This window comes from Microbacterium sp. 22215 (assembly GCF_052045655.1).
Classification (GTDB): Bacteria; Actinomycetota; Actinomycetes; order Actinomycetales; family Microbacteriaceae; genus Microbacterium; species Microbacterium phyllosphaerae.
The window spans coordinates 64,466-85,655 of record NZ_JBQEPC010000004.1; the positions used below are offsets into that span (position 1 = coordinate 64,466).

Genomic DNA, 21,190 nt, shown 5'->3' on the forward strand with positions numbered 1-21,190 from the left:
CCGCCCGCGCCGGGGGTCTTACTTCTTGAACGCGTCCTTGACGTTCTCGCCGGCCTTCTTCGCGTCGGCCTTGACCTGGTCGGCCTTGCCTTCGGCGACGAGCTTGTCGTTGTCGGTCGCGTTGCCGATCGCTTCCTTCGCCTTGCCGGCGATGTCCTGAGCCGCGTTCTTGATCTTGTCGTCGAGTCCCATGAGGAGCTCCTTTCGTGAGGGTGATCGTTGACTGCGGGAGGATTCCCGCGGTCTTATCGCCGTTGCTCTTCGCGACCGACGATAAGTGGGTGGACGGATCTCAGCGACGAACCTTGTCGAGCGCCTTCTCCGCGGCCTTGGCCGCCTTATTGGCGGTCTTGGCTCGTTCCTTCTTCGCCTTGGGGTCGTTCCACATCCGCACGAGCTGATGCCGGACCGACTCGCCCTTGTTCACCTGCACGGTCGCCGACCGGCTGCCCAGGATGTAGGCGACGAAGGCGACGGCGCCGATGAGGAGGATCTTGTTTCGCATGATGGTTCCTGCTTCCTGAGAGAGGGGACGACGGCCGGTGTTCAGGACAGCCGGCGCTGGTCGTGGGCGAGACGCGCACGGAGCCCGGTGTGGATCGAGACATAGGTCTCGGTGTCACGGCCGGTCAGGGTGGCGAGGTTGGTGAGAAGACGGTCGATGTGATCGACGACCTCACGCGGGTCGGTGTTCTGTCGCGGCGTGACCGCCACGTGCAGCACCGGGGTGTTGCGGATGTCGTTCGCCGTGACCTGGGCCGAGAGGATCTCGTCCCTCGTCGCGAGCGAGTTCTTCACGGCATCCGACACGAACGATTCGGTGACGGTGACCCGCCCGAGCGGGTTCTCCGCCCCCGTCGAACGGAAGGCCGTCTTCGACCGACGCCCGGCGATGCTGGTGAGGGCGAGGATCAGCAGCACGATGACCACGAGGATCGCCGCGACGGCGCCGATCCCGATCCACGAGAGGCTGCCGCCGGCGATCGCGGTGGCGGCGATCGCCTGGTCGAGCCAGGAGCGGGCGTCCTTGCCGGCCGACGTCCAGATGTCCGTCGCGGTGGGCCAGCTCATGATCGCGATGCCGAGGGCGCCGAGGGCCAGGAACAGCAGCCCGATGATCAGCAGCAGAGTGCGGTTCAACGCACGGTTCGTGTTGTTCACAGCTCGTCCTCCTGCTCGGTGGGGCGCTCGATGCGCACCCGGGTGCGGACGCTCCTGGCGAGTCGGTACGTCTGCAGCTCGGCGTCGGCAGCGGACTGCACCGCGCCCTTGTCGATCGGGATGCCGGCGCCGGGGCGCACGGTGACGTCGACCCCGCGGTGGCCCACGCCGACGGTGATGTTGTCGCGGGCGAGGCCCGTCTCCTCCGAGAGGTGCTGGGCGAGAGCGCTCGCGATCACGCCGTTGTCGACGACGACCGCCCGGTCTCCCGCGTCGAGGGTGTGCTTCGACAGGCGGCCCGGCGTGAGGGCGAGAACGACGAACACGACCCCGATGAGGGCGAGCACGACGCTGCCTGCGATCACGAGCCCGGCGGGCTGCGCGGTGGGAAGGCCGACCAGCCATCCGCCGGCCGCGGCCGGACCGAGCAGGAGCGCGGGCTGGGCGGCGAGGCTCAGCACGATCTCGAGTCCGATGTAGGCCAGGGCGAGGATGAGGAGGATGACCGCCACGAACATCGCGACGGTGCGCGGCGAATGCGTCTCGCGTCGGATGACGCGACGAAGAACCGGGGTGCTCATCGCACTCGTCTCCTCTCAGGAATGGTCGCACCGGTGATGGTGAGGTTGATGCGGGTGACGTCGCGTCCGAGGACGTCGGTCAGGTTCCGCTGGAGCTGCTCCTGCAGCTGGCGGGCCCGATCGAGCACGGGGACGCTCTGGGAGATCGCGACGGTGTCGTCGAGATCCGGGACGGGAAGCGGTGTGGCGATGCGCACCGCGATCCCGCCGGGGTGTTCGGTCACGTCGACCTTCACGTCACCGCGAGGGACACCGATCAGGGTTGCGGACGCCTGTTCGGTGACCGTGCGGTAGACGCGTTCTTTCACGTCGACGCGACCAGGGACGGTGGCCTCGGTGGNCCACCGGCGGCGAGGTGCTGGTCGGCGCGCATCAGGAGGTACGCCGCCCGGTGAAGGCGTCCGCGAGACCGCGGACGTCGAGCTTGCCGGAGGCGATCCGACCGATGAGTGCCCCGATGCCGGCGAACAGAGCCATGAGCAGGAAGCCCCAGAATCCGAACATCAGCGCAGCGAGGGCGAGGAGGGCGCCGATCAGGGCGCCCGTGGTGGTGGGGGTCATGAGACGCGCGACTCCTCGTTCTCGTTGCTGTCGTCACCGGGCACGTGCACGTCGTTGACCTCGACGTTGACCTCGACGACCTCGAGGCCGACCAGGCGGCTGATCGCTCCGGCGACGGCGGCGCGGACGTTGTTCGCGACCTCCTGGATGGGAGCGGGGTACTCGACGACGATCGTCAGGTCTGCGGCGGCCTGGGTCTCGCCGACCTCGACCTTGACGCCCTGGGCGAGGTCGGTGGCGTTGATCACGTCGCGGATCGCACCGAAGGCGCGGGCTCCGCCACCACCGAGCGCGTACACGCCGGCGACCTCACGGGCGGCGATACCGGCGACCTTGGCGACCACGCCGTCGGCGATGACCGTCTTGCCCGCGGCATCCGTGTCTGCGGGGATCCGCGACGTCGAGAAGCTGGAGGAGCGGTCCACACGCGAGGTGGATGCGGCCGGCTTCGGCGCGGCGGAAGTCTGTGCCAGTTCCTTCTCGGCGGGGCTGGCGGGAGTGTTCTGATCCTGAGTTGCCATGACTTTTCCTTCGTCTCACGTGGTGCCGGTTGCGAGACCTGATGGCCTCACCGGGAGCGTGTTGGTCGCTCACAGATAGGACGTGCGAAGGCGAGGATTCGTCACAGATTCGTCGAAGAATCTTCTGAGGGCCCCTCGAACGCCGCCTAGGTTGGAGAGCATGACGTCCTCCTCGGCGGGAATACCCGACCTGCACGGCCGCACGATCCTCGTCACCGGAGCGAACGCGGGCATCGGATACTGGTGCGCCGAGGTCCTCGCCGCGCACGGTGCACGGGTGCTGCTCGGATGCCGGTCGTCCGAGCGCGCGGAGGTCGCCGCCTCGTCGATCCGTGCTCATGTGCCGGGGGCGGACCTCGGCATCCTCTCGGTCGATCTCGGGTCTCTCGCGAGCATCCGGGCAGCAGCCGCGTCGCTCGATGAGCGCGTGGACGCCGTGATCTGCAACGCGGGAGTCAAGGCGGCGGATCGCGACGCCCGCACGACCGACGGACTGGACCTGATGGTGGGGACGAACTTCCTCGGCCACTTCGCCCTGCTCGCGCAGCTCGGCGATGTGCTCGCCGACGATGCGCGGGTCGTGGCGGTCGGCTCGCTCGCCCATCGCTTCGCGCAGATCGACCCCGCGACGCTCTCGCAGCCGTGGACCGGGGCCTCCCTGCGTCAGTACGGCCGGTCGAAGGCCGCGCTCATGGCGTTCGCCTTCGAACTCAACCGTCGGTGGCGGGGCACGGCGCGCTCCGCCCTGTGCGCGCATCCCGGCTACGCCGTCGACCCGCTCACCCCGCATCGCGACGGCCTCGCCGACGTCTCGGCCGCGGCGCGGGCGTTCGCCTCGCTCACCCGCCCGCTCGTGCAGGGGAAGGATGCCGGGGCCGCTCCGATCGTGCACGCGGTGGTCGCGGCGGATGCCACCGGCGGCGACTACTGGGGTCCCGGCGGTCTGCTCGAGTTCCGCGGAGCGCCGAAGCGGGTCACCGCGAGCGCGCAGGTGCGCTCGGTCGACGTGGGAGCCGAGCTGTGGTCGGTGGCCGAGCACATGACCGACGTGCGCTTCACGGTCTGAACGCGTCGCCGCGGAGTCGCAGGTCACGGCAACGGCCCGGCCCTCCCCGGCCCTGCGGCTTCTAGGCTGGGCGCATGACCCCTGACGTCGTGGAGTCCTCGTCGAGGCGCGTCGTGTTCCGCCGGTTCGGCGGACCTGAGGTGCTCGAGATCGAGGAGCGACCGATCCCCCGGCCCGCGCGCGACGAGGTTCGAGTCCGCGTCGCCGCGGCGGGCGTGAACCCCGTCGACTGGAAGCTGTTCAGTGGGCGACCCATGCACGATCCGTACGAGCGCTCGCTCCCCTCCGGCAACGGGTACGACTTCGCGGGAGTCATCGACGAGGTCGGCTCCGAGGTCGAGGGGTGGGCCGTCGGCGACCGCGTCTTCGGCGGACTCCGTTATCACGCGCAGGCAGACCACCTCGTGATCGATCCGACCCTCCTCGTGCGGGTTCCGGACGCCCTCTCGCTCGTGGTCGCCGGTGCCCTCAACGTGGTCGGCCGCACCGCTGTCGCCAGCGTCGAGTCGCAGCGCATCAGCCCCGATGATGTCGTGCTCGTGAGCGGGGCAGCCGGCGGCGTCGGCATCCTCACCGCGCAGCTGTGCGTGACACGGGGAGCGAGGGTGCTCGGCACCGCGAGCCCGCGCAATCATGAGCTGCTGCGCCGACTCGGCATCGAGCCCTTCGCCTACGGAGAAGGACTCGCGGATGCCGTCCGCGCCGCCGTGCCCGACGGGCCGACCGCCGTGCTCGACACCGTCGGCCATGGCACGGTCGATCTCGCGCTCGATCTCGGAGTGCCGCCCGAGCGCGTCAACACGGTCGCAGACTACGAGTCCCGGCAGCGGCATCCGGTGCGCGGCGTGGGGGGAGCCGCGGCCGGCACCGCCGAACTCGCGATGATCGCCGCGCTGCTGGCCGACGGAACGATCGAGCTGCCGATCGACTCCGTGCATCCGCTCGACGAGGTGCGCGACGCGTACATCCGCTCGATCGAGGGGCACGCGACCGGCAAGATCGTCGTCGTGACGAACGCAGCCGACGAGGCGCGGTCGTCGGGCTGACGACCGCGCCGGTCTGCGCGAACGCTCAGCCCCGGGAGAACAGCAGCAGGTCGGGCAGGCTCGTCGCGAAGTAGTCGATCTCGCCGTCGGCATGCCGCGCGATCGGCGGCGTGTACGCCGGTCGCCCCTCGCCGAGGCTGAGCGGCGGCTCTCCCTGCGGCAGGCCGAGAGCGTCGCGCGCCCGATCCCAGGCACCGAGCACCCGGCCCTCGCCGCCTTCCCATGGCTGGAAGACGCGGCTCTCGAGAAGCGCGAGCGCCTCCGCGGCCGATCCCGTGCTGACCAGCAGGTCGGCGTAGGCCACGACGAGATCGTCGCGGGCGGCGACCACGTCGAACCGGTCGGTGAGACGCTCCCGTCGCTCGATGTCGGTCTCTCCGAGTCGGACAGCCAGCTGGTCGCGCTCGAACAGCAGCCGCGCATCGCCCGGATCGAGGGCCACAGCCCGCTCGTAGTGCGCCACGGCACGGACATCGTCGTGCGCCACGTTGTAGCTCGCCAACCCCGCGTTGCGATGCACGATCGGGTCGTCGAGCCCCCCGTCGATCGCCTGCTCCCACAGCACGAGAGCCTCCTCGCGCCTCCCCGCGTCGTACAGCAGGGCACCCAGCAGGCTCGCGGCGACCGGGTCCGGCTCTGCGGCGAGCGCCGCCACGAGCACGTCGTGGTCGTCGAGCCCGGCGGGGAAGGTCCAGCGCCGGTCCGCCTCCCTGGCCGCGGCGCGCTCGCGTGCGGCATCGTCGGCGAGGCCGAGCCGGTCGAGGATCGCTGCGCGGTGGTAGCGGGCCAGCGGTGCGACGTTGCCCGCGGCACTCGGCGGCACGCGGGTGGCATCGTCGAGAACCGACAGCGCGGCATCCACCTCTCCGGCCCGCGCGAGTTCGCCGGCCAGGTCGAGGAAGGTGCGTCCGTCGCCGGGCAGAGCACCCGTATCGAGGAAGCCGAGCAGCGGGTCGAGGGGGTCTTCGGCGCGGAGCCGCCGGAGCGTCGCCTCGGCGTCGGCACCTCGACCGAGCCTTCGCAGCAGCACCACGCGCAGCGCGCCCCGTCTGCGGTCGTCGGAGGCCACGGCATCCAGCTCGTCGAGGTCGTGCAGGGCCGCGGCGTGGTCGCCCGCCTGCGCCGACTGACGCGCCATCTCGAGCCCGGCGGGGGCGACGAAGGACGCATCCCAGAACGCCTTGGCGAAGGCACGGCGGGCGGCGGCGTCGTCTCCTCGACGCTGCTCGACCAGGCCGAGCAGGTAGAGAGCGTCCGCGTGCCGAGGGTTGGCGTTGCGGGCGGTGATGCGCGCGAGCGCGCGGTCGAGCAGGTCCTTCGCCCGGTCGTAGGAGCCCGCCCGGTACGCGAGCTCCGCGAGTCCGGTGAGCACCCGCGCGTCGGAGGGATCCCGGCGCAGCGCCTCGTCCCAGTAGGGCAGCGGCGAACGGCTCGGATGCCGGTACTGCACCAGATGCAGCCCGATCAGGTAGAGCTCGTCGGTGCTGTCGACATCGGCGGGTGCGGGCGGGGCCGTGGCGGTCCACGGCTCCTCGCCCTCGTCGGAGGCGACCTCCTGCCACGCGACGAGCGTCGCTCCGGTCGCCGCCCGCAGGCTCACACGCAGCCCGGATGCCCACGGGATGCCGGACTCCACCAGCCACACCTCGCCGGGAGCGAGGTCGGCCGTCTGCCCGGACACCAGGATGCCGGCGGCGTCGCGGATCTCGAGACGAGCGCCGGCCTGCGGCGACGTCACCGCCACCTTCACGACCAGATCCCCGTCCCGGTCGACGTGGATCGCGGCCTCGGTGGAGGCCTGATGCGCGACGCCGATCCCGGGGATCGGGTACCAGTACTGGCTGAAGCGCTTGGTCTCGCCCGGCGCCAGCCAGCTGAAGTCGGGCTGGTTGTCGGTGTAGACGCCGGCCATGAGCTCGACGTAGGGCCCATCGGCATCCGTGAGCAGCCGATCCCACGCGTGGCCGAAGGGCGCATCACCCCAGGTCCACTGCTTCTTACCCGGCGCGACGCGGCGGTCGGCCCAGTGCACGAAGCCCGCCTGGGCGTCGTGGTCGTACCCGCCGAAGTACTCGTGCTCGGTGTCGACGATCATGTACGACGTCGGCACGGGGATGTTGCGGTACCAGTCGATGCGGTCGGCACCCGTTTCGCGGCGGGCGCGCTCCCGGTAGTCGACGCCGTAGTACGGACGGTCGGCCTGCGGGTACCCGGTGAGCGCGCGACGCGCGTGGTCGGCGACGTGGCGCACGTCCTCGGGGAAGAACGACTGGTACTGATCGTGCACCCGCACGGCGACGTTGGCCCACCAGAGGAAGGTCTGCGCGATGCTCGTGCGGTTGTGCAGTCGCACGTCGACCCGCACGGTCGAGCTGTTCGCGCCCACGTGGATGCCGTGCGTACCGCGCATCCGGGCGAACGGGTCGTGGTCACTGCACCACACCGTGACGCTGCCGTCGTCGTGACGCTCGATGGTCGACTCCACAGGCAGGAACGTCGCAGGGCGGTGATGCTGAGGCCAGTTGAACTCGACCCCGCCGCTCATCCACGGACCGGTGAGACCGACCAGGGCGGGCTTGATGACGTTGTTCCGGTAGAAGAAGTCGTAGCCGGTCGTCTTGTCGTAGGCGACGTGGATGCGTCCGCCGAGCTCGGGCAGGATCATCAGCCGGAGGTAGGCGTTCTCGATGTGCACGGCGTTCCACCGGCGACGGACCGGGGCCGACGCGATCCGCTCGATGAACGGCATCGGATACACGCGCCCGCTCGACCCCTGATAGACGCGCTGGTCGAGGTACATCGGGTAGGTCGACGGCGCGTCCGGCTCGTACGTGTCGATCTCGACCGCCTCGTACCAGGCGACCGCGCGGCCGGCATCGAGATCCGCCCGCAGCGCTGCGGGCACGTCGGGCAGGACGAGCTCCGCGTTCGAGCGGTCGGCGGTCTGGGTCGTGGTGTCGGTGCTCATGATCTGTTCTCCGCTTCAGAGAGCCGAGGTCCAGCGCGAGGACACGACGCGGTCCACGCGGAACACCGAACCGAGTCGCTCCGCCGCATCGACGCGCTCGCGCACCGAGGCGTCGAGGTCGATCACGCTGTGCGCGGCGATCGGCGCGACGTGCAGGGTGAGCTCGGCGGTGGGTGCGAGTTCGGTGATGTCGACGCGCCAGACGAGTCCGTCCCAGAAGCGATCCGCGATCACGACGCCGTCGGCGCGCAGCTGCGCGACGTCGCCCTCCCAGTCGACGACGAGCTCGACGAGGTCGCCCTCCGACGGATGCTGCGGTTCGGGAAGCACTACCCTCCACACTCCCGCGACCTCGTCGAACTGTTCGTCGTCGGGCGCGGCCGACCGGCCCATCGATTCGCCGTAGCGGGCCGGGGCATCCCCCGCGGGGCGCAGCTTCTCGAGCACCAGGCGAGTGGTGCCGGGGTGCGCATCGGTGCGCAGGTCGAGCGGAGCGAACTCCTCCCCCGTCCAGACGTGCGCCGTCGGCTCGCGCTCCGCGCGCACCACGAGGCGGCCGGATTCCCGCCACACGGCATCCGCCGAATCCACCAGGTCGGCGCCCAGATACCAGAGCCGCTCGGCGCGCTCCTCCTCGACCACGAGGATGCGCAGGGCACCGTCGACCACCACGACATCGCCCGAGCTGAGATCGAGTGGCGCCCCCGCATCCATCTCGACCCCTCGAAGAAGGGCGCGAGACCCTTCACCGAGCTGCAGCCGTGCGGGGACGCCGTCGTGCGCGCGGAGCACCAGCGTCGGCACCTCGCCCTCGACGATGCCGGAGGCGGATGCCGTCGCCCACTCGACGCGTACGCCGGCGATGTCGACCCGCAGCGGCCAGCGGCCGACCACCCCGGTCGGGATGTCGACGGGCCGGTCGGGAACCACCAGGTCACCGCCCGCGAGAGGAATGCGGAACTGCACTCCGGCAACCGCCGACAGCGGTTCATGGGGCTGGTGCGTGTTCACGAAGAGGAAGCCGCTCGCCCCATCCCCGCGCACCGCCCAACGCAGCGAGTCGAGGTCGTGCACATCGATCGGGGCGTCCTCAGGAAGAGAGCTGAACGTGTCGGCGAGGAGTGGGCCGAAGGCGGCGAGGAAGGCATTGTGGTCGCGGAGAACACCCAGGCTCGGGCCCGGACGGCCCGTGGCACCGAAGGCCGCCTGGAAGTCGTAGTCGAAGCGCGGCAGGTCGTTCGGGTACCCCGTGGCCAGGCTCTCTTGCAGTCCGTCTTCGGGGTTCACCCCTCCCGCATACATGTAGAAGCCCTGCCAGGCCGAACCGTTGCCGATCTTCACATTGGCGAGCGCCGCGATGTCCCGAGCGCGCGCGATGGGGCGCCGGTGGTACGCGGTGGCCATGCCTCCGCCCAGCTCGCAGGTCGAGGGCGGGAACTCGGGGTCGACCGGCCGGACGACGATCTCGGCACCATCGCGGAAGTCGCCGCCCACACCCGGGTCGTCCCAGACGTGCGTGAACCGGAAGTGGTCGCGGAAGCTGTCGTCCCACGTGGATCCCTGACCCGCCCAGAAGCCGTCGGCGTAGCCGCTGTAGAGCGGGAAGACGTCGTGAGGGGGCAGGATCGCGCCGCCCCACCCCGTCGCCGTCCACAGGGGAGCCGAGAGCCCGACATCGCGCGCGATCGCCTTCAGGGCGGCGATGTGATCCGGCTGGTCATGGAGCTCGTTCTCGAGCTGGATGCCGACGATCGGCCGATCCGGTCCGCAGAACGGACGCACCTGCTCCGCGATCCTCCGGTACCAGTCGCGGACCAGCGCGAGGTACTCCGCGTCGTTCGTGCGCGCACGATCTCCGAGAGCCTCGACCACCCAGTCCGGGTGCCCGCCGTTCCGGACCTCTCCATGGCACCACGGCCCGATGCGCAGGATCACGTCGATCCCCACCCGCTCGGCCGTCTCGAGGAAGGCCGCGACGTCGAGATCCCCGTCGAACCTCACCTGCCCGCGTTCGCGCTCGTGGTGGATCCAGAACACATAGGTCGACACCGAGGTGAGACCGGATGCGACGAGCAGCCGCAGCTGCTCCTCCCACCGCCTGCGCGGGATCCGGCTGAAGTGCAGCTCGCCGGTCACCGGCACCGTGGGTGCTCCGTCGACCTCGATCCACCGGCTCGTCAGGCGCAGCCGCTCGTGCGGACCCTCGGTGTTGCTCATGTCCGGTTCGACGAGCGGCGGCCTGTCGTCGCGGAGCCGGATGGTCCGAGCAGTCGACGTCGCGGTCATGGTTCTCCTTCAAAACGGGTGACGAGCGCTCTCGAGAGACTACGGGTCGGCGCGTCGGGCTCGGAAGAACGATTCGGCGTCGCCGTATGGATGAAACGATGCCGCACTGTTCACCTGGTGATCGAAGCGCACCACTCCAGCGTTATGATTCTGGGAACTCGATGAGGCGAGCCGGATCCTCAATAGACGAAACTCTGATCATTCCGACGAGGAGCAGTAGACGTGTACGTGCACGAGGGGTTCCTGGGCCAGCGCCTCCGGGTCATCCCGCGCCCAGCGGTGCGCGCAGCTCAGAGCCAACCGATCATCCGGCGACTGCTGGTGACCGATGTCGGCTACTTCCCCCGTGCGGCACACCACGGACGAGTCCGCACTGCGGGCGCACCCGAGACGATCGTCATGGTGTGCACCGACGGCGCCGGGTGGGTCGAATGGGAAGACCGCGAGCCCGTCCGCGTCGACCGAGGGTCCGCTGTCGTCCTCCCCTCGGGCATCCGCCACCGCTACCGCGCAGACGACGAGGACCCGTGGACGATCTGGTGGGCGCATGTGACCGGCACCGACGTCGACGACTTCCTCGCCACGATCCTCGCCGACGGGCGCGACCCGATCGTCGGACTCCACGACGTCTACGCCGTGGTCCAGTCGCTCGACGAGGCGCTCAGCGCCCTCGAGAAGGACGAGACGCTCCCCATGCTCCTCACCGCGGCAGGAGCGGCATGGCGGATGCTCGCCGCGATCACCTCCAGTGCACTGCGGGGCTCGGCGGACACGGGCGACCGCATCCATCAGGTGCAGGACTACCTGCGCACGAATCTGGACACGGACTTCACCGTGCCCGAGCTCGCCGCGATGGCGGGTCTGAGCCCCTCGCACTTCTCGGCTCTGTTCCGCCGTTCCGTGGGCACGTCCGTCAAGGACTACCTCAAGCACCTCCGCAGTGCGCGAGCGCGGGAGCTGCTCATCACCACCGAGTCGCCGATCGCCGAGATCGCGCTGACCGTCGGATACGACGACGCGCTCTACTTCTCACGCCAGTTCCGCTCGATCAACGGCGTGAGTCCGTCGGACTTCCGTCGCCGGGCGGCAGCAGAGCGTGTCACGCGCCCCTGACCAGGGACCGCGGTCGCCCGCAACCGGGGATGACGGTGCGGCTCGAAGGGGCTAGGCGAGCGGGAGCGCCCGCGCGGGCTCCGGGCGGTGGATGCCGCGCGGGCGGTACCCCAGAGCGTCGGACTCGCCGAGCAGGTCGGCGAGGAGCCAGACGATCGACAGCCACATCTCGGTGCCCTGGAGCCCCGGCGTCGAGGGGCCCGCGAGTCCGCTCGCCGACGACGGGGCCTGGAACCCGAATCCCTGTCCGTCGATCCAGTTGCCCAGCGCGGCGTCGAGAAGCCGCGCGGCGAGGGCGCGGATCTCGGCGGATCGATACGCACCGGTCTGCGGGCGCAGCAGCCGCAGCGGGTGCGCGACATCGAGGACGTTGCAGGCGGTCAGGCGCTCCGACTCGAAGAAGCGCGCATCACGGGCGTGGGCGAGCACGGTGTCCACCGCACGTTCGGCGTAGGGCAGCGGCACACCGAACTGCGCGAAGCTCCCTCGCGTCAGCCGATAGTAGCCGTTGACGATCTGCAGCAGACCGTCGTCCGCCCGCGGGTGACCCCACATCCCTGTCGCCGGATCGACGTGGGTGAACAGCCAGCCGAAGTAGGCCTCGAACGCGCCCCGAGCGCCGTGGTCGAGGTTCCAGAGCAGTGCCGTTCCGAGCGCATCCACGTCGTGGCCTGCACCCCATGCCCGCGCGCGCCAGGATCGGCCCCCGAGGAACCCGACCACCTCGTCGCCCGACATGTCGGCGACCGAGCGGATGGGGTGCGCGAATCGCGCGCCGAGCAGGTCGAGCGCATACCCGACGCACTCGACGTGGTACGCCGCCTCGCCGTCGTTCAGGTCGAGTCCCGGCGCGGCGGTCTCGATCAGGCCGTCCACGCCCAGGCTCGGGACGAGACCGGTCGCGGAGTCCTGATACGACTGCAGCCGGGCGATCTGGGCGTCGACAGGGAGTTGATCCGGCGCTCGTCCGAGCAGCAGCGAGCTGATCTCGATCGCATCGCACTGCGCGCGCACGGTCGGCGCGGCATCGGGCCCGTCGGCGAAGAGTCCGCCCGCGAGGTTCGGATTCCACGAACGGGCGAGGATGGCGGGGGCCTGCTCTCGCGCGGTGCTCGCGAAGCGAGCGAGTCGACCGGACAGGGGCTCAGGCTGCCGTGATGCCGGCAGCGATGCCGGCTCAGTGGTCGTCGTGAACCGCGAACGGATCACCCGCGCCGGATTGCCTCCCACGATCGATCCGGCCGGCACGTCCTTCGTGACGACGGCCCCTGCGGCGAGGATGGACTTCTCGCCGATCGTGATCCCGTCGAGCACCGTCACGTGCGACCCGATCCACACGTCATCGCCGATCACGATCCCCGTGCTGGTGAGCGGCTGACGGAAGATCTCGACCTCGGTGTCGGCGAAACCGTGGTTGAAGCCGATGACCGATGCGAAGGCGCCGATGCGCACGGCATCCCCCATCCGGATGTCGCCCCTGACGATCGCCGACGGGTTGATCGTGCAGTCTCTGCCCGTGCGCACTCTTCCGGTGACGTAGGCGTTCGCGGCGATGTACGTGCGGTCCCCGAGCTCGAGACTGTCGGTCTGGACGGCCGCGAGCTCCGAGATGAAAGTGCGATCGCCCAGCACGTGATCCGGCCTGATCCTGACCAGGTCGCGCTGCAACGCGAGCTGTCGCTGCTTCTGCTCGTCGGAGGCGTCCGTCCAGAACGACCACGGCGAGTACTCGAAGTGGGTGCGATCGAACGGGAGGCCGATCTCGGATGCGGTCGTCATGTCTGCCTCTCGTTTCGCGGACTCGGCACCCCTCCGGCGGGAAAGCGCTTACTCGGCAATCTACGCCACTGGCACGGGGCAGGCAACGTGCGGCAGGGAGCCCTGGCATCCAGCCCCCCCTGTCGCACTCTCGGGTCGCCGCCTACGCGACAGCCTTCTGCCTCACAGGGATCTCGTCGATCGAGTGGTACACCGCCAACCCGCGTTCGTGCGCGATCTCGACGTCCTTGTCGGCGCCGGCGGAGTCACCGGGCAGGCGCAGTACGGCGTCGCAGTGCTGCAGCAGGCGGTGGGCGGTCTCGTACATCACGTCTCCCTGGGCGGCATCGGTGTCATCCATCCCGCGGAGGATCGGCAGGGCGACCCATTCGCCGATCATCGGCACATGGCCGAGGCGATGGATCGGCGCCGCGGCCTCTTCCAGCCGCTCGAGGTTGCGGGCGATCAGAGCGGGGTCGCCGCCGGTTCCCGAGCGGTAGGGGCCGGCGATGAGGATGAGGAGTGGAGTTGTCATGGGGAAGACTGTAACGTTAACCATGCAAGAACGTGCAACTTCGTGAAAGATCAATTCTGAGGAGTCGGATGCTGGGCGCACAGCGCAAAGACCACCTGCGGGAGATCCTCCGCCGAGACGGCCGCGTGGTCGCGAAGGACGTCGCCCTCGACCTCGGCGTCTCGGAGGATTCGATCCGACGCGACCTGCGAGAACTGGCCGACGCCGGCGAGATGGTGCGCGTCTACGGCGGAGCCCTGCCCGTGCCGCCCGCCGACAGGCCCGTCGACCAGCGGACCTCACTCGCGACGGACAGCAAGGAGAGGGTCGCCCGCCGTGCGGTCGAGCTGATCGCGTCCGGCTCGACGATCGTGCTGGATGCCGGCACCACGACGCTCGCGATGGCCCGGATGCTGCCGCACGGTGCAGATCTCACGGTCATCACGCCGAGTCCCGCGATCGCCCTCGCCGTGGCCGAGCACTCCGCCGCACGCGTCGTGATGATCGGGGGTGAGCTCGCACGATTCTCGATGGTCGCGAGCGGCCCGCTCGCCATGGAGGCCGTGCAGCACCTCGCCGCCGACCTGTTCTTCCTGGGCGTGACCGGCATCGACCCGGAGCGCGGCCTGACAACCGGGCACCTCGACGACGCCGTGACCAAGCGGGCGATCGCCGCACGCTGCGCCCAGACGTTCGTGCTCGGCAGTGAGGAGAAGATCGGCGCGACCTCGCACTTCCCGGTGCTCGACCTGGACGCGGTCGCCGGCATCGTCGTCGACCCTCGCGATGCCGACCCGGTGATCGACGAGCTCTCGCAGCGGGTGCCGGTGCTGCGCTGACGGGACTCAGGTGATCGTGGCGGCCACGATCGTCGGGGTCATGATGGCCACCATCGCGGCGGTGATCGCATCGTTGACCGCTGTGGCGACGGCATCCCCCGCGGCGGACCCCGCCGTGAGCTCCTCGATCCGCTTCTTGAGGTCGCGCGCCGACATGCCGCCGGACTGATCGCGCAGGATCCCATGGGCCGCGTTGAGGTTCTGGAGGATCGAGAGCAGGGCCAGGTCGGCCTGCGTCGGCACCCCCGTGCCGGCGATCACGGCGGCGAGCCGCGAGCGCAGCACCATCTCGGGAGCGGGATCGGACTCGGGCGTGCGAGCCGAACCCCAGCCGAAGAAGCCGCGCTCCCCGCGGATGAGCACACCCTGCACCACGAGCGACTCCACGACGACCTCGAGCGGGTCGAGCTTGGGGCGCGTGACGAGTGACTGCAGACGCTTGCCCCGCAGCGGAACGAGACGCTCGAGCGTCGAGTCGAGGATCGGATTGCCCGTCGGCTCGGTCGACACGATCTCGACGGTCGGGTTCTTGCCCTCCGAGACGGCGACGCGCCTGTGCAGGACGAGGTCGACGATGACGGCGGCGACCTCGCCGTAGAGGCGGTTCACGCTCACGGCGCTCTCGACACGACCATCGGGCCGGAGAAGCAGCATGTGGAGTTCTTCGACGATCAGCATGCATCCACGCTAGAACGGCGCTTCACGCCCCTGCATCCCCCTCACGGATGACTTCGGATGCCGCCGCCAGGCTGTTCCGGTCGCCCGAACGCACGAACGCCGCGCCCTCCGGGGAGGACGCGGCGTTCGAGGTGAGGAGTTACGCGCCGATCTTCTTGGCGTCGTCGGTGTTGAGCAGGCGGAAGAGCACGGCCGCGATGACCGCACCGACGACCGGGGCGACGATGTAGAGCCACAGCGAGGCCCAGTCGAAGTAGCCGCCGACCGAGAGTCCGAGCGCCACGGCCGGGTTGAAGCCGCCGCCCGAGATCGAGCCGACGGTCGCCGCGCCGACGAACACGGTGGCACCGATGGCGAGACCGTAGAACGAGTTGCCCTCGGTGTCCTTCGAGGTCGCCGTGTTGAGCACGACCCAGACGAGGATCAGGGTGAACAGCGCCTCGACGAAGAACGCCGGGCCGACCTCGATGACGACGGCCTCGCCACCCGAGGGCCACACGGCGAAGCTGGTCAGCGCGGCGAGCGCGCCACCGACGAACTGCGCCACGAGGTACGCGATGAAGTCGACGACGCTGAGGCCGCCGCGCAGGAAGACACCGACCGACACGGCCGGGTTCAGGTGAGCGCCCGAGATGTGTCCCGTCGAGAAGACGAGCACGGCGAGCGTGAAACCGATCGCGAGCGGCGTCAGCGGGCTCTCGCTGTTCACCGCGGCGATGATCGTGAGGACGAAGAGGAAGGTGGCGATCGCTTCTGCGAGCGCCTTACGGGGAGTACCGCTCATGAGCTGCTCTTTTCTGAGATTCGGACGGAAGGCGACCGATTCGTCCACCCGCGCACTCCGGCCGACGCGCCCTCCGATGACGCCCCCGAATATATCGACGGCGAACACCCCGCGGATGCGCGCCGCGCGGGCTTTCTGTGAAATTCCTGAATGCCGCGTCGGCGGCTGTCAACCCCGTCGCCAGCGGGCCGTGGCCTGCCTAGGGTTCGAGGATGACCTCCGACACCGCCCAGACGCAGGAGGAGCCGACTCGGCTGCGTCGCGCCATCACCGGCCCCCTCCTGTTCGCGTTCATCCTGGGCGACGTCCTCGGCGCAGGCATCTACGCCCTGATGGGAGTGCTCTCCGAGAAGGTCGGCGGGATGCTGTGGGCTCCCCTGCTGCTCGCCCTGCTCCTCGCTCTGCTCACCGCCGGCTCGTATGCGGAGCTCGTCACCAAGTACCCTCGAGCCGGCGGCGCTTCGGTGTTCGCGGAGCGCGCGTTCCACAGCCCGATCGTGTCGTTCCTCGTCGGATTCAGCATGCTCGCGGCCGGCGTCACGAGCGCGGCGGGCCTCGCCATCGCGTTCGCCGGCGACTATCTCGGCACGTTCTTCGATCTGCCGACGATCCCCGTCGCGATGGTCTTCCTCGCCGTCGTCGCCGCCCTCAACGCACGCGGCATCCGGGAATCCCTCGGTGCGAACCTCGTGATGACCGCGATCGAGCTCAGCGGGCTCGTCATCGTGATCGCCGTGGTCGGCATCTTCGTCGCGGGCGGCGGCGGTGATGCCTCGCGACTGACCCAGACACCGGAGGGCACGCCGGTCGCCATGGCCGTTCTCGGCGGAGCGGTGATCGCCTACTACTCATTCGTGGGCTTCGAGACCTCGGCCAACATGATCGAAGAGGTCAAGGACCCGAGGCGCACCTACCCCCGAGCCCTCTTCGGCGCGCTGTTCACCGCAGGCGCCGTCTACGTGCTCGTGGGCGTGGCGAGCTCGATCGCACTGCCGGCGTCCGAACTGCAGGAGTCGAGCGGTCCGCTGCTCTCGGTCGTGGAGGCGGCGGGAGCGAGCATCCCCTCCTGGCTGTTCAGCCTGATCGCGCTCGTCGCCGTCGCGAACGGAGCGCTGCTCACGATGATCATGGTGAGCCGCCTCACCTACGGCATGGCCGAGCAGAATCTGCTGCCGTCGGTGCTCGGCCGCGTCCTGCCGAACCGCAGGACCCCCTGGGTCGCGATCCTCACCACGACCCTCGTCGCGATGGGGTTGACCCTGGTCGGCGACCTCGCCACCCTCGCCGAGACGGTCGTGCTGCTGCTGTTCGTGTTCCTCAGCGTCAACGTGTCGGTGCTCGTGCTGCGCCGCGACAAGGTCGAGCACGACCACTTCCGCATCTGGACGGTCATCCCCGTGCTCGGCATCGGCTCCTGCATCCTTCTCCTGACCCAGCAGCGCCCCGTCGTCTGGCTGTTCGGCGCGATCCTGCTCGCGGTCGGCGGAGTCCTCTACCTGCTCGCGCGCTGGAGCCGCAGACGCTCCGCAACACGCACCCACTCGTCCGACACCACCGACAACCAGAAGGAGAACCATGAGCACGCCTGACCAGACCCCCGATGACGCCATGACGAGCGAAGAGAAGCGGCACGACCAGCTCACCTCCGCACCGGATGCCACCGAAGCCGACGCCGCGCCGCGCATCGAGGTCTCGGAGCACGACGGCAACACGCGCATCGACATCCTTCCGGATGCCGCCGTGCGACCCGGCCCTGGCCCCGGCGTCGAGACCGACGTCGACGACGCGCGTCAGGAGTAGACGGCGCTCACCGCGCCGACGCGCGACGCGCCCGACTCCCGAGGCTAGAGCCAGCCCTTGCGTTTGAACGCCCAGTACAGGCCGAAACCCATGCCGACCATCAGAGCGATCGCCATGGGATAGCCGAGCGCCCAGTGCAGCTCGGGCATGTGATCGAAGTTCATGCCGTAGACCGTTCCGACGAGAGTGGGCGCGAACAGGATCGCCGCCCAGCCCGAGATCTTCTTGACCTCGTCGTTCTGACGGATGCTGAGCTCCGTCATCCTGGTCATCTCCTCGTTCTGGCGCCGGGCGACGATCGTGGACTCGACGGTCAGCGCGTTGTCGAGCACGGTGCGGAAGGTGTTCGCCCGCTCCGAGACCCGCAGCGTGTGGTCGAGCACGTCCCGCAGATATCGCTGCAGCTCCTCGTCGACCTGGTACTTCGCCGAACCGCGCAGGAGGGCGTCGAGCATCCCCGCCAGGGGTTGCACCGCCCGCTGGAAGTCGATGACCTCGCGCCCCAGCTCGTAGATGCGCTGCGTCGCGTCGACACCGTCTTCGAAGAGTTGGCTCTCGATCTCGTCGATGTCGTTCTCGAGCCCGGCGAGCACCGGTGCGTATTCGTCGACGACCTCGTCGAGGATCGCGTAGAGCACGGCCTCGGGGCCGAGCTTCAGCAGTGTCGGGTCGCCCTCGAGCCGGCGGCGCACACGACCGAGATCAGGAGACTCCGCATGCCGGATGGTGACGACGAAGTCCTTGCCGACGAGCACATGGATCTCGCCGAACTCGACCTCCTCGGATTCGTCGAGATAGCGGGCCGAGCGCAGCACCATGAACAGCACATCGTCATAGCGCTCGAGCTTGGATCGCTGATGGCCCGAGAGCGCGTCCTCGACGACCAGGGCGTGGATGCCGAACTCGTCGGCCACCTCGCGGATCTCGGCCTCACTCGGACGGTACAGCCCGATCCAGCTCAGCCCACCGCGCTCGCGCATCGCCTCGAAGGTCTCGCTCAGGCTGTGGGGATTCGCCGTGCGGACGCCGTCGACATAGATCGCGTTGTCGATGATGGCCATCGGCGCTCCTTCCCTCGGGTCGGGTCGCTGGGCGACCCGACGCCCGGCGTCACCCCTCGGGAGGAGCGACGCAGGTGATCGCGGAGTCCGTGATCGTCTTGTGGTACTGCTCGGCGGTGAACGGCAGGCCGAAGTCGGGGGCCGTCTCGCCCTCGGCCGCCGGAGCCTTCGATGCGATCGCTGCGAGCTCCCACGAGAGGTAGGCGGCGGTCGATCCCCCGGTCGTGGAGTCGTTCAGCGACACCGCGACCGTGAAGCCGGTCGCCGGATCCGAGAAAGCAGCCGTCTGATACCCGGGAGTCCATCCGAACTGACCGACCATCGAACCGACGAGCAGCGCGCCGCCGGTCGCCTGGTACCACGACGGCGACTTGTCGCTCACGGGCAGCGGAGCGCCGAAGCGGTCGGGCTCCTGCTTGGTGCGGAGCTTCTGGGCCGCCTCGGCCTGTGCGTAGCGGCCGAGGTCCTCGATGGTCGAGACGACCCCGGAGTCGGTGTATCCAGTACTGGAAGAGAGCTTGGTGGTGTCGACAGGAGCGGCGCAGTTGTATCCGCCCTCGACCGCCGACAGGTAGTGACCGTTCATGACCGGTCCGGTCGATGGCTCCGCGGCCGCGGTCGACGGCAACGACGTGTTCGCGAGTTCGAGCGGCTTCGTCACATACTCGGCGATCAGCTCGGAGGCCGTCATCCCCGACGCCCGCTCGAGCGCGAGGCCGAGCACCAGGTAGCCCGCATCGGAGTTGCGGTAAGTGGTGTGGGGGGTGCCGCGGACTGCTCCGAGACCGTACGAGGCGAGCTCCAGCGGAGCCCACACGCGCTCGGGCGTGTTCATCCACGCCGACTTGACCGTCGCCTCGGAGGATCCGGCCCCGCTCGTGCCGTTGCACAGGTCGAGAAGCGTGATGTCCTTCATGTCCGCGACGCCCGAGACGTACTCCGGCACGAGGTCGTCGAGGTCGACGACGCCGTCGTCGGCCAGTCCGTACAGCACGTCGCAGGTCATCAGGCGGGTCACGTCGGCCACACGGAACGCCATGTCGGTGCTGATCTCGTCACCGGCCCCCGGCTTCTGCGTGCCGATCCCGGTGACCCAGCTGCCGCTCCACGGCACCCACACTCCGACCACGGCACCGGACGCACCCGACGCGGTGAGCGCGTTCGTGACGGCGGCCTCCATCGCGGCGACCGTGTCGTCGGGCAGAGCGCCGTCGGCCTGCGCCGGCGGCTCGTAGGTGAAATCGGACTCGGCTGTGCACCCGGTGAGGAAGAGCCCGAGTACGGCGACGCTGGCCGCTGCTGCGCGGAACCTGCGCGACGAGAGAAGCTGCATGAAAGGGAACCCCCGGAAGACGTGTCTCCCGAGTCTAGAACGCCGATCCTGAAAGAACGCATCGCCTGCACGCGTTTAGGGTGATCAGCATGCCTCACATCTTCGATGCCGACGTCGTCTCCGCGATCCTGCGGCACATGAACGGCGACCACACCGACGACAACCTGCTGATCGCCCGCGCCTTCGCGCCGGCGGAGGGAGGCGAGATCTCGGATGCCGTGATGACGGGCCTCGACGGCGACGGCGGAGTGTGGCAGATCACCCGGGCAGAGGTCGCGTCCGAGCTGCGAGTGGCCTGGCCCGGCGGATCCATCACCGAGCGGCCCGCTGTGCGCCGCGAGGTCGTCGCGCTGTACGACCTGGCCTGCGAGAGACTCGGGGTCGAGCCGCGCCCGCACGCGTGACGGTCTGAGAACCCGGGGTTTCGCCAGAGGTTAGGCAACCCTTACACTGGGCACATGTCCGAGATCCTGTCCTTCTCCGCCGCCCTCCGTGAGCGCTCCTCCGGTTCGCACTCGCGCAGCGAGGGCGCAGGCTTCATGTCCGACCTGCTCAAGGGCGAAGGATCGCGCGAGGACTACATCGCGCTCGTCGCGCAGCACTACTTCATCTACGAGGCCCTCGAGTCTGCGGGCGACCGCATGCGCCAGGACGCCGTGGCATCCGTCTTCATCAGCGACAAGCTGACCCGTCTGCCCGCACTCGAGGCCGACCTCGAGTTCCTGCTCGGCGCCGACTGGCGCGACGAGATCGTCGCGCTGCCCACCACGCAGCGCTACGTCGAGCGCATCCGCCAGGTCGGCGCGACCTGGGCGGGTGGCTTCGTCGCTCATCACTACACGCGTTACCTCGGCGACCTCTCCGGCGGCATCTTCATCGGGCGCGTCATGGCTCGCCGCTTCGGCTTCGAGACCAACGGCATCGGGTTCTACCTCTTCGACGACATCGCCGATCCTGCCGCGTTCAAGGACGTCTATCGCGAACAGCTCGATGCCGCCCCGTGGGACGACGCCGAGCGGGAGCGCGTGATCGACGAGGTCCTTCTCGCCTACCGCTTCAACACGGAGCTCTTCGAGGACCTCGACCGCGCTCGCGTCGCGGCCTGAGAGGCGATCGCGCC

General features: G+C 69.4%; 22 protein-coding genes and 1 pseudogene. 8 read left to right on the forward strand and 15 right to left on the reverse strand.

Annotated elements, in window-relative coordinates; all coding sequences use genetic code 11:
• Nucleotides 1-18: 18 nt before the first annotated feature.
• The 7 genes from ACTJKH_RS08155 to ACTJKH_RS08185 all read right to left on the reverse strand — a co-directional run bounded on the left by ACTJKH_RS08155 (nucleotide 19) and on the right by ACTJKH_RS08185 (nucleotide 2,824).
• Nucleotides 19-192, reverse strand: a complete 174-nt coding sequence (locus tag ACTJKH_RS08155) for a CsbD family protein (protein ID WP_210096211.1) — start codon at nucleotides 190-192, stop codon at nucleotides 19-21.
• 100 nt (nucleotides 193-292) lie between these two features.
• Nucleotides 293-505 carry a hypothetical protein gene (locus ACTJKH_RS08160; protein WP_440736493.1) on the reverse strand — a complete coding sequence of 71 codons (213 nt, stop codon included), beginning with the start codon at nucleotides 503-505 and terminating at the stop codon, nucleotides 293-295.
• A gap of 41 nt (nucleotides 506-546) precedes the next feature.
• Nucleotides 547-1,161: a hypothetical protein gene (locus ACTJKH_RS08165; protein ID WP_440736494.1), complete on the reverse strand. Its 615-nt coding sequence runs from the start codon at nucleotides 1,159-1,161 to the stop codon at nucleotides 547-549.
• Nucleotides 1,158-1,742 carry a DUF6286 domain-containing protein gene (locus tag ACTJKH_RS08170; RefSeq protein WP_440736495.1) on the reverse strand — a complete coding sequence of 195 codons (585 nt, stop codon included), beginning with the start codon at nucleotides 1,740-1,742 and terminating at the stop codon, nucleotides 1,158-1,160. The genes ACTJKH_RS08165 and ACTJKH_RS08170 overlap by 4 nt, the downstream gene beginning before the upstream one ends.
• Nucleotides 1,739-2,050, reverse strand: a complete 312-nt coding sequence (locus ACTJKH_RS08175) for a hypothetical protein (RefSeq protein ID WP_440736496.1) — start codon at nucleotides 2,048-2,050, stop codon at nucleotides 1,739-1,741. The genes ACTJKH_RS08170 and ACTJKH_RS08175 overlap by 4 nt, the downstream gene beginning before the upstream one ends.
• A 64-nt stretch (nucleotides 2,051-2,114) precedes the next feature.
• The gene (locus tag ACTJKH_RS08180; protein ID WP_056512003.1) at nucleotides 2,115-2,303 is read right to left on the reverse strand and encodes a DUF2273 domain-containing protein; all 189 of its coding nucleotides are present in this window, start codon (nucleotides 2,301-2,303) and stop codon (nucleotides 2,115-2,117) included.
• Nucleotides 2,300-2,824 (reverse strand): Asp23/Gls24 family envelope stress response protein, encoded by a 525-nt coding sequence (locus ACTJKH_RS08185; RefSeq protein ID WP_210096215.1) that lies wholly within the window; start codon nucleotides 2,822-2,824, stop codon nucleotides 2,300-2,302. The genes ACTJKH_RS08180 and ACTJKH_RS08185 overlap by 4 nt, the downstream gene beginning before the upstream one ends.
• Before the next feature lie 160 nt (nucleotides 2,825-2,984).
• On the opposite strand from ACTJKH_RS08185, the gene ACTJKH_RS08190 reads away from it, so the two are divergent.
• Nucleotides 2,985-3,890, forward strand: a complete 906-nt coding sequence (locus ACTJKH_RS08190) for an SDR family NAD(P)-dependent oxidoreductase (protein ID WP_440736497.1) — start codon at nucleotides 2,985-2,987, stop codon at nucleotides 3,888-3,890.
• A 74-nt stretch (nucleotides 3,891-3,964) separates the two neighbouring features.
• On the forward strand, nucleotides 3,965-4,936 hold the full coding sequence (locus tag ACTJKH_RS08195; protein WP_440736498.1) for an NADP-dependent oxidoreductase: 972 nt from the start codon (nucleotides 3,965-3,967) through the stop codon (nucleotides 4,934-4,936).
• 25 nt (nucleotides 4,937-4,961) lie between these two features.
• On the opposite strand, the gene ACTJKH_RS08200 is transcribed toward ACTJKH_RS08195, so the two are convergent.
• Both ACTJKH_RS08200 and ACTJKH_RS08205 read right to left on the reverse strand, forming a co-directional pair.
• The gene (locus ACTJKH_RS08200; protein WP_440736499.1) at nucleotides 4,962-7,904 is read right to left on the reverse strand and encodes a DUF5107 domain-containing protein; all 2,943 of its coding nucleotides are present in this window, start codon (nucleotides 7,902-7,904) and stop codon (nucleotides 4,962-4,964) included.
• A gap of 15 nt (nucleotides 7,905-7,919) precedes the next feature.
• Complete coding sequence (locus ACTJKH_RS08205) at nucleotides 7,920-10,190, reverse strand: beta-galactosidase (protein ID WP_440736500.1); 2,271 nt, start codon at nucleotides 10,188-10,190, stop codon at nucleotides 7,920-7,922.
• A gap of 222 nt (nucleotides 10,191-10,412) precedes the next feature.
• On the opposite strand from ACTJKH_RS08205, the gene ACTJKH_RS08210 reads away from it, so the two are divergent.
• Complete coding sequence (locus ACTJKH_RS08210) at nucleotides 10,413-11,303, forward strand: helix-turn-helix domain-containing protein (RefSeq protein WP_440736501.1); 891 nt, start codon at nucleotides 10,413-10,415, stop codon at nucleotides 11,301-11,303.
• A gap of 1,191 nt (nucleotides 11,304-12,494) precedes the next feature.
• Here ACTJKH_RS08210 and ACTJKH_RS08215 read toward each other — a convergent pair.
• Nucleotides 12,495-12,656, reverse strand: a pseudogene (locus ACTJKH_RS08215) (DapH/DapD/GlmU-related protein); the annotation flags it as partial.
• 568 nt (nucleotides 12,657-13,224) lie between these two features.
• Nucleotides 13,225-13,596: a DUF4406 domain-containing protein gene (locus ACTJKH_RS08220; protein ID WP_440736502.1), complete on the reverse strand. Its 372-nt coding sequence runs from the start codon at nucleotides 13,594-13,596 to the stop codon at nucleotides 13,225-13,227.
• Between the two features lie 68 nt (nucleotides 13,597-13,664).
• On the opposite strand from ACTJKH_RS08220, the gene ACTJKH_RS08225 reads away from it, so the two are divergent.
• Complete coding sequence (locus ACTJKH_RS08225; RefSeq protein WP_440736503.1) at nucleotides 13,665-14,414, forward strand: DeoR/GlpR family DNA-binding transcription regulator; 750 nt, start codon at nucleotides 13,665-13,667, stop codon at nucleotides 14,412-14,414.
• 6 nt (nucleotides 14,415-14,420) lie between these two features.
• Here the strand turns inward: ACTJKH_RS08225 and ACTJKH_RS08230 are convergent, their stop codons facing one another.
• Nucleotides 14,421-15,092: a GOLPH3/VPS74 family protein gene (locus tag ACTJKH_RS08230; RefSeq protein ID WP_440736504.1), complete on the reverse strand. Its 672-nt coding sequence runs from the start codon at nucleotides 15,090-15,092 to the stop codon at nucleotides 14,421-14,423.
• Nucleotides 15,093-15,231: 139 nt separating this feature from the next.
• Complete coding sequence (locus ACTJKH_RS08235; RefSeq protein WP_440736505.1) at nucleotides 15,232-15,876, reverse strand: MIP/aquaporin family protein; 645 nt, start codon at nucleotides 15,874-15,876, stop codon at nucleotides 15,232-15,234.
• Between the two features lie 212 nt (nucleotides 15,877-16,088).
• Between ACTJKH_RS08235 and ACTJKH_RS08240 the strand changes: the two genes are divergently transcribed.
• Together ACTJKH_RS08240 and ACTJKH_RS08245 are read left to right on the forward strand one after the other, a co-directional pair.
• Entirely contained in the window at nucleotides 16,089-17,465 is a 1,377-nt protein-coding gene (locus ACTJKH_RS08240) for an APC family permease (RefSeq protein ID WP_440736506.1), read from the forward strand.
• Nucleotides 17,452-17,676, forward strand: a complete 225-nt coding sequence (locus ACTJKH_RS08245) for a multidrug transporter (RefSeq protein WP_440736507.1) — start codon at nucleotides 17,452-17,454, stop codon at nucleotides 17,674-17,676. Before ACTJKH_RS08240 ends, ACTJKH_RS08245 begins: the two co-directional genes overlap by 14 nt.
• A gap of 44 nt (nucleotides 17,677-17,720) precedes the next feature.
• On the opposite strand, the gene corA is transcribed toward ACTJKH_RS08245, so the two are convergent.
• Entirely contained in the window at nucleotides 17,721-18,737 is a 1,017-nt protein-coding gene (corA, locus tag ACTJKH_RS08250) for a magnesium/cobalt transporter CorA (RefSeq protein ID WP_210096234.1), read from the reverse strand.
• Between the two features lie 49 nt (nucleotides 18,738-18,786).
• On the reverse strand, nucleotides 18,787-20,070 hold the full coding sequence (locus ACTJKH_RS08255) for a serine hydrolase domain-containing protein (protein ID WP_440736508.1): 1,284 nt from the start codon (nucleotides 20,068-20,070) through the stop codon (nucleotides 18,787-18,789).
• Nucleotides 20,071-20,159: 89 nt separating this feature from the next.
• On the opposite strand from ACTJKH_RS08255, the gene ACTJKH_RS08260 reads away from it, so the two are divergent.
• Together ACTJKH_RS08260 and ACTJKH_RS08265 are read left to right on the forward strand one after the other, a co-directional pair.
• A complete protein-coding gene (locus ACTJKH_RS08260; RefSeq protein ID WP_440736509.1) occupies nucleotides 20,160-20,474 on the forward strand; it encodes a DUF2470 domain-containing protein in 315 nt (104 codons plus the stop codon).
• A gap of 54 nt (nucleotides 20,475-20,528) precedes the next feature.
• Nucleotides 20,529-21,176, forward strand: a complete 648-nt coding sequence (locus ACTJKH_RS08265) for a heme oxygenase (biliverdin-producing) (RefSeq protein WP_210096237.1) — start codon at nucleotides 20,529-20,531, stop codon at nucleotides 21,174-21,176.
• Nucleotides 21,177-21,190: the final 14 nt, after the last annotated feature.

Coding starts and splice junctions, on each gene's coding strand:
- ACTJKH_RS08155 (WP_210096211.1), bottom strand. CDS start 192: ATGGGACTCGACGACAAGATCAAGAACGCGGCTCAGGACATCGCCGGC.
- ACTJKH_RS08160 (WP_440736493.1), bottom strand. CDS start 505: ATGCGAAACAAGATCCTCCTCATCGGCGCCGTCGCCTTCGTCGCCTAC.
- ACTJKH_RS08170 (WP_440736495.1), bottom strand. CDS start 1,742: ATGAGCACCCCGGTTCTTCGTCGCGTCATCCGACGCGAGACGCATTCG.
- ACTJKH_RS08180 (WP_056512003.1), bottom strand. CDS start 2,303: ATGACCCCCACCACCACGGGCGCCCTGATCGGCGCCCTCCTCGCCCTC.
- ACTJKH_RS08185 (WP_210096215.1), bottom strand. CDS start 2,824: ATGGCAACTCAGGATCAGAACACTCCCGCCAGCCCCGCCGAGAAGGAA.
- ACTJKH_RS08190 (WP_440736497.1), top strand. CDS start 2,985: ATGACGTCCTCCTCGGCGGGAATACCCGACCTGCACGGCCGCACGATC.
- ACTJKH_RS08195 (WP_440736498.1), top strand. CDS start 3,965: ATGACCCCTGACGTCGTGGAGTCCTCGTCGAGGCGCGTCGTGTTCCGC.
- ACTJKH_RS08200 (WP_440736499.1), bottom strand. CDS start 7,904: ATGAGCACCGACACCACGACCCAGACCGCCGACCGCTCGAACGCGGAG.
- ACTJKH_RS08205 (WP_440736500.1), bottom strand. CDS start 10,190: ATGACCGCGACGTCGACTGCTCGGACCATCCGGCTCCGCGACGACAGG.
- ACTJKH_RS08220 (WP_440736502.1), bottom strand. CDS start 13,596: ATGACAACTCCACTCCTCATCCTCATCGCCGGCCCCTACCGCTCGGGA.
- ACTJKH_RS08225 (WP_440736503.1), top strand. CDS start 13,665: ATGCTGGGCGCACAGCGCAAAGACCACCTGCGGGAGATCCTCCGCCGA.
- ACTJKH_RS08230 (WP_440736504.1), bottom strand. CDS start 15,092: ATGCTGATCGTCGAAGAACTCCACATGCTGCTTCTCCGGCCCGATGGT.
- ACTJKH_RS08235 (WP_440736505.1), bottom strand. CDS start 15,876: ATGAGCGGTACTCCCCGTAAGGCGCTCGCAGAAGCGATCGCCACCTTC.
- ACTJKH_RS08240 (WP_440736506.1), top strand. CDS start 16,089: ATGACCTCCGACACCGCCCAGACGCAGGAGGAGCCGACTCGGCTGCGT.
- ACTJKH_RS08245 (WP_440736507.1), top strand. CDS start 17,452: ATGAGCACGCCTGACCAGACCCCCGATGACGCCATGACGAGCGAAGAG.
- corA (WP_210096234.1), bottom strand. CDS start 18,737: ATGGCCATCATCGACAACGCGATCTATGTCGACGGCGTCCGCACGGCG.
- ACTJKH_RS08255 (WP_440736508.1), bottom strand. CDS start 20,070: ATGCAGCTTCTCTCGTCGCGCAGGTTCCGCGCAGCAGCGGCCAGCGTC.
- ACTJKH_RS08260 (WP_440736509.1), top strand. CDS start 20,160: ATGCCTCACATCTTCGATGCCGACGTCGTCTCCGCGATCCTGCGGCAC.
- ACTJKH_RS08265 (WP_210096237.1), top strand. CDS start 20,529: ATGTCCGAGATCCTGTCCTTCTCCGCCGCCCTCCGTGAGCGCTCCTCC.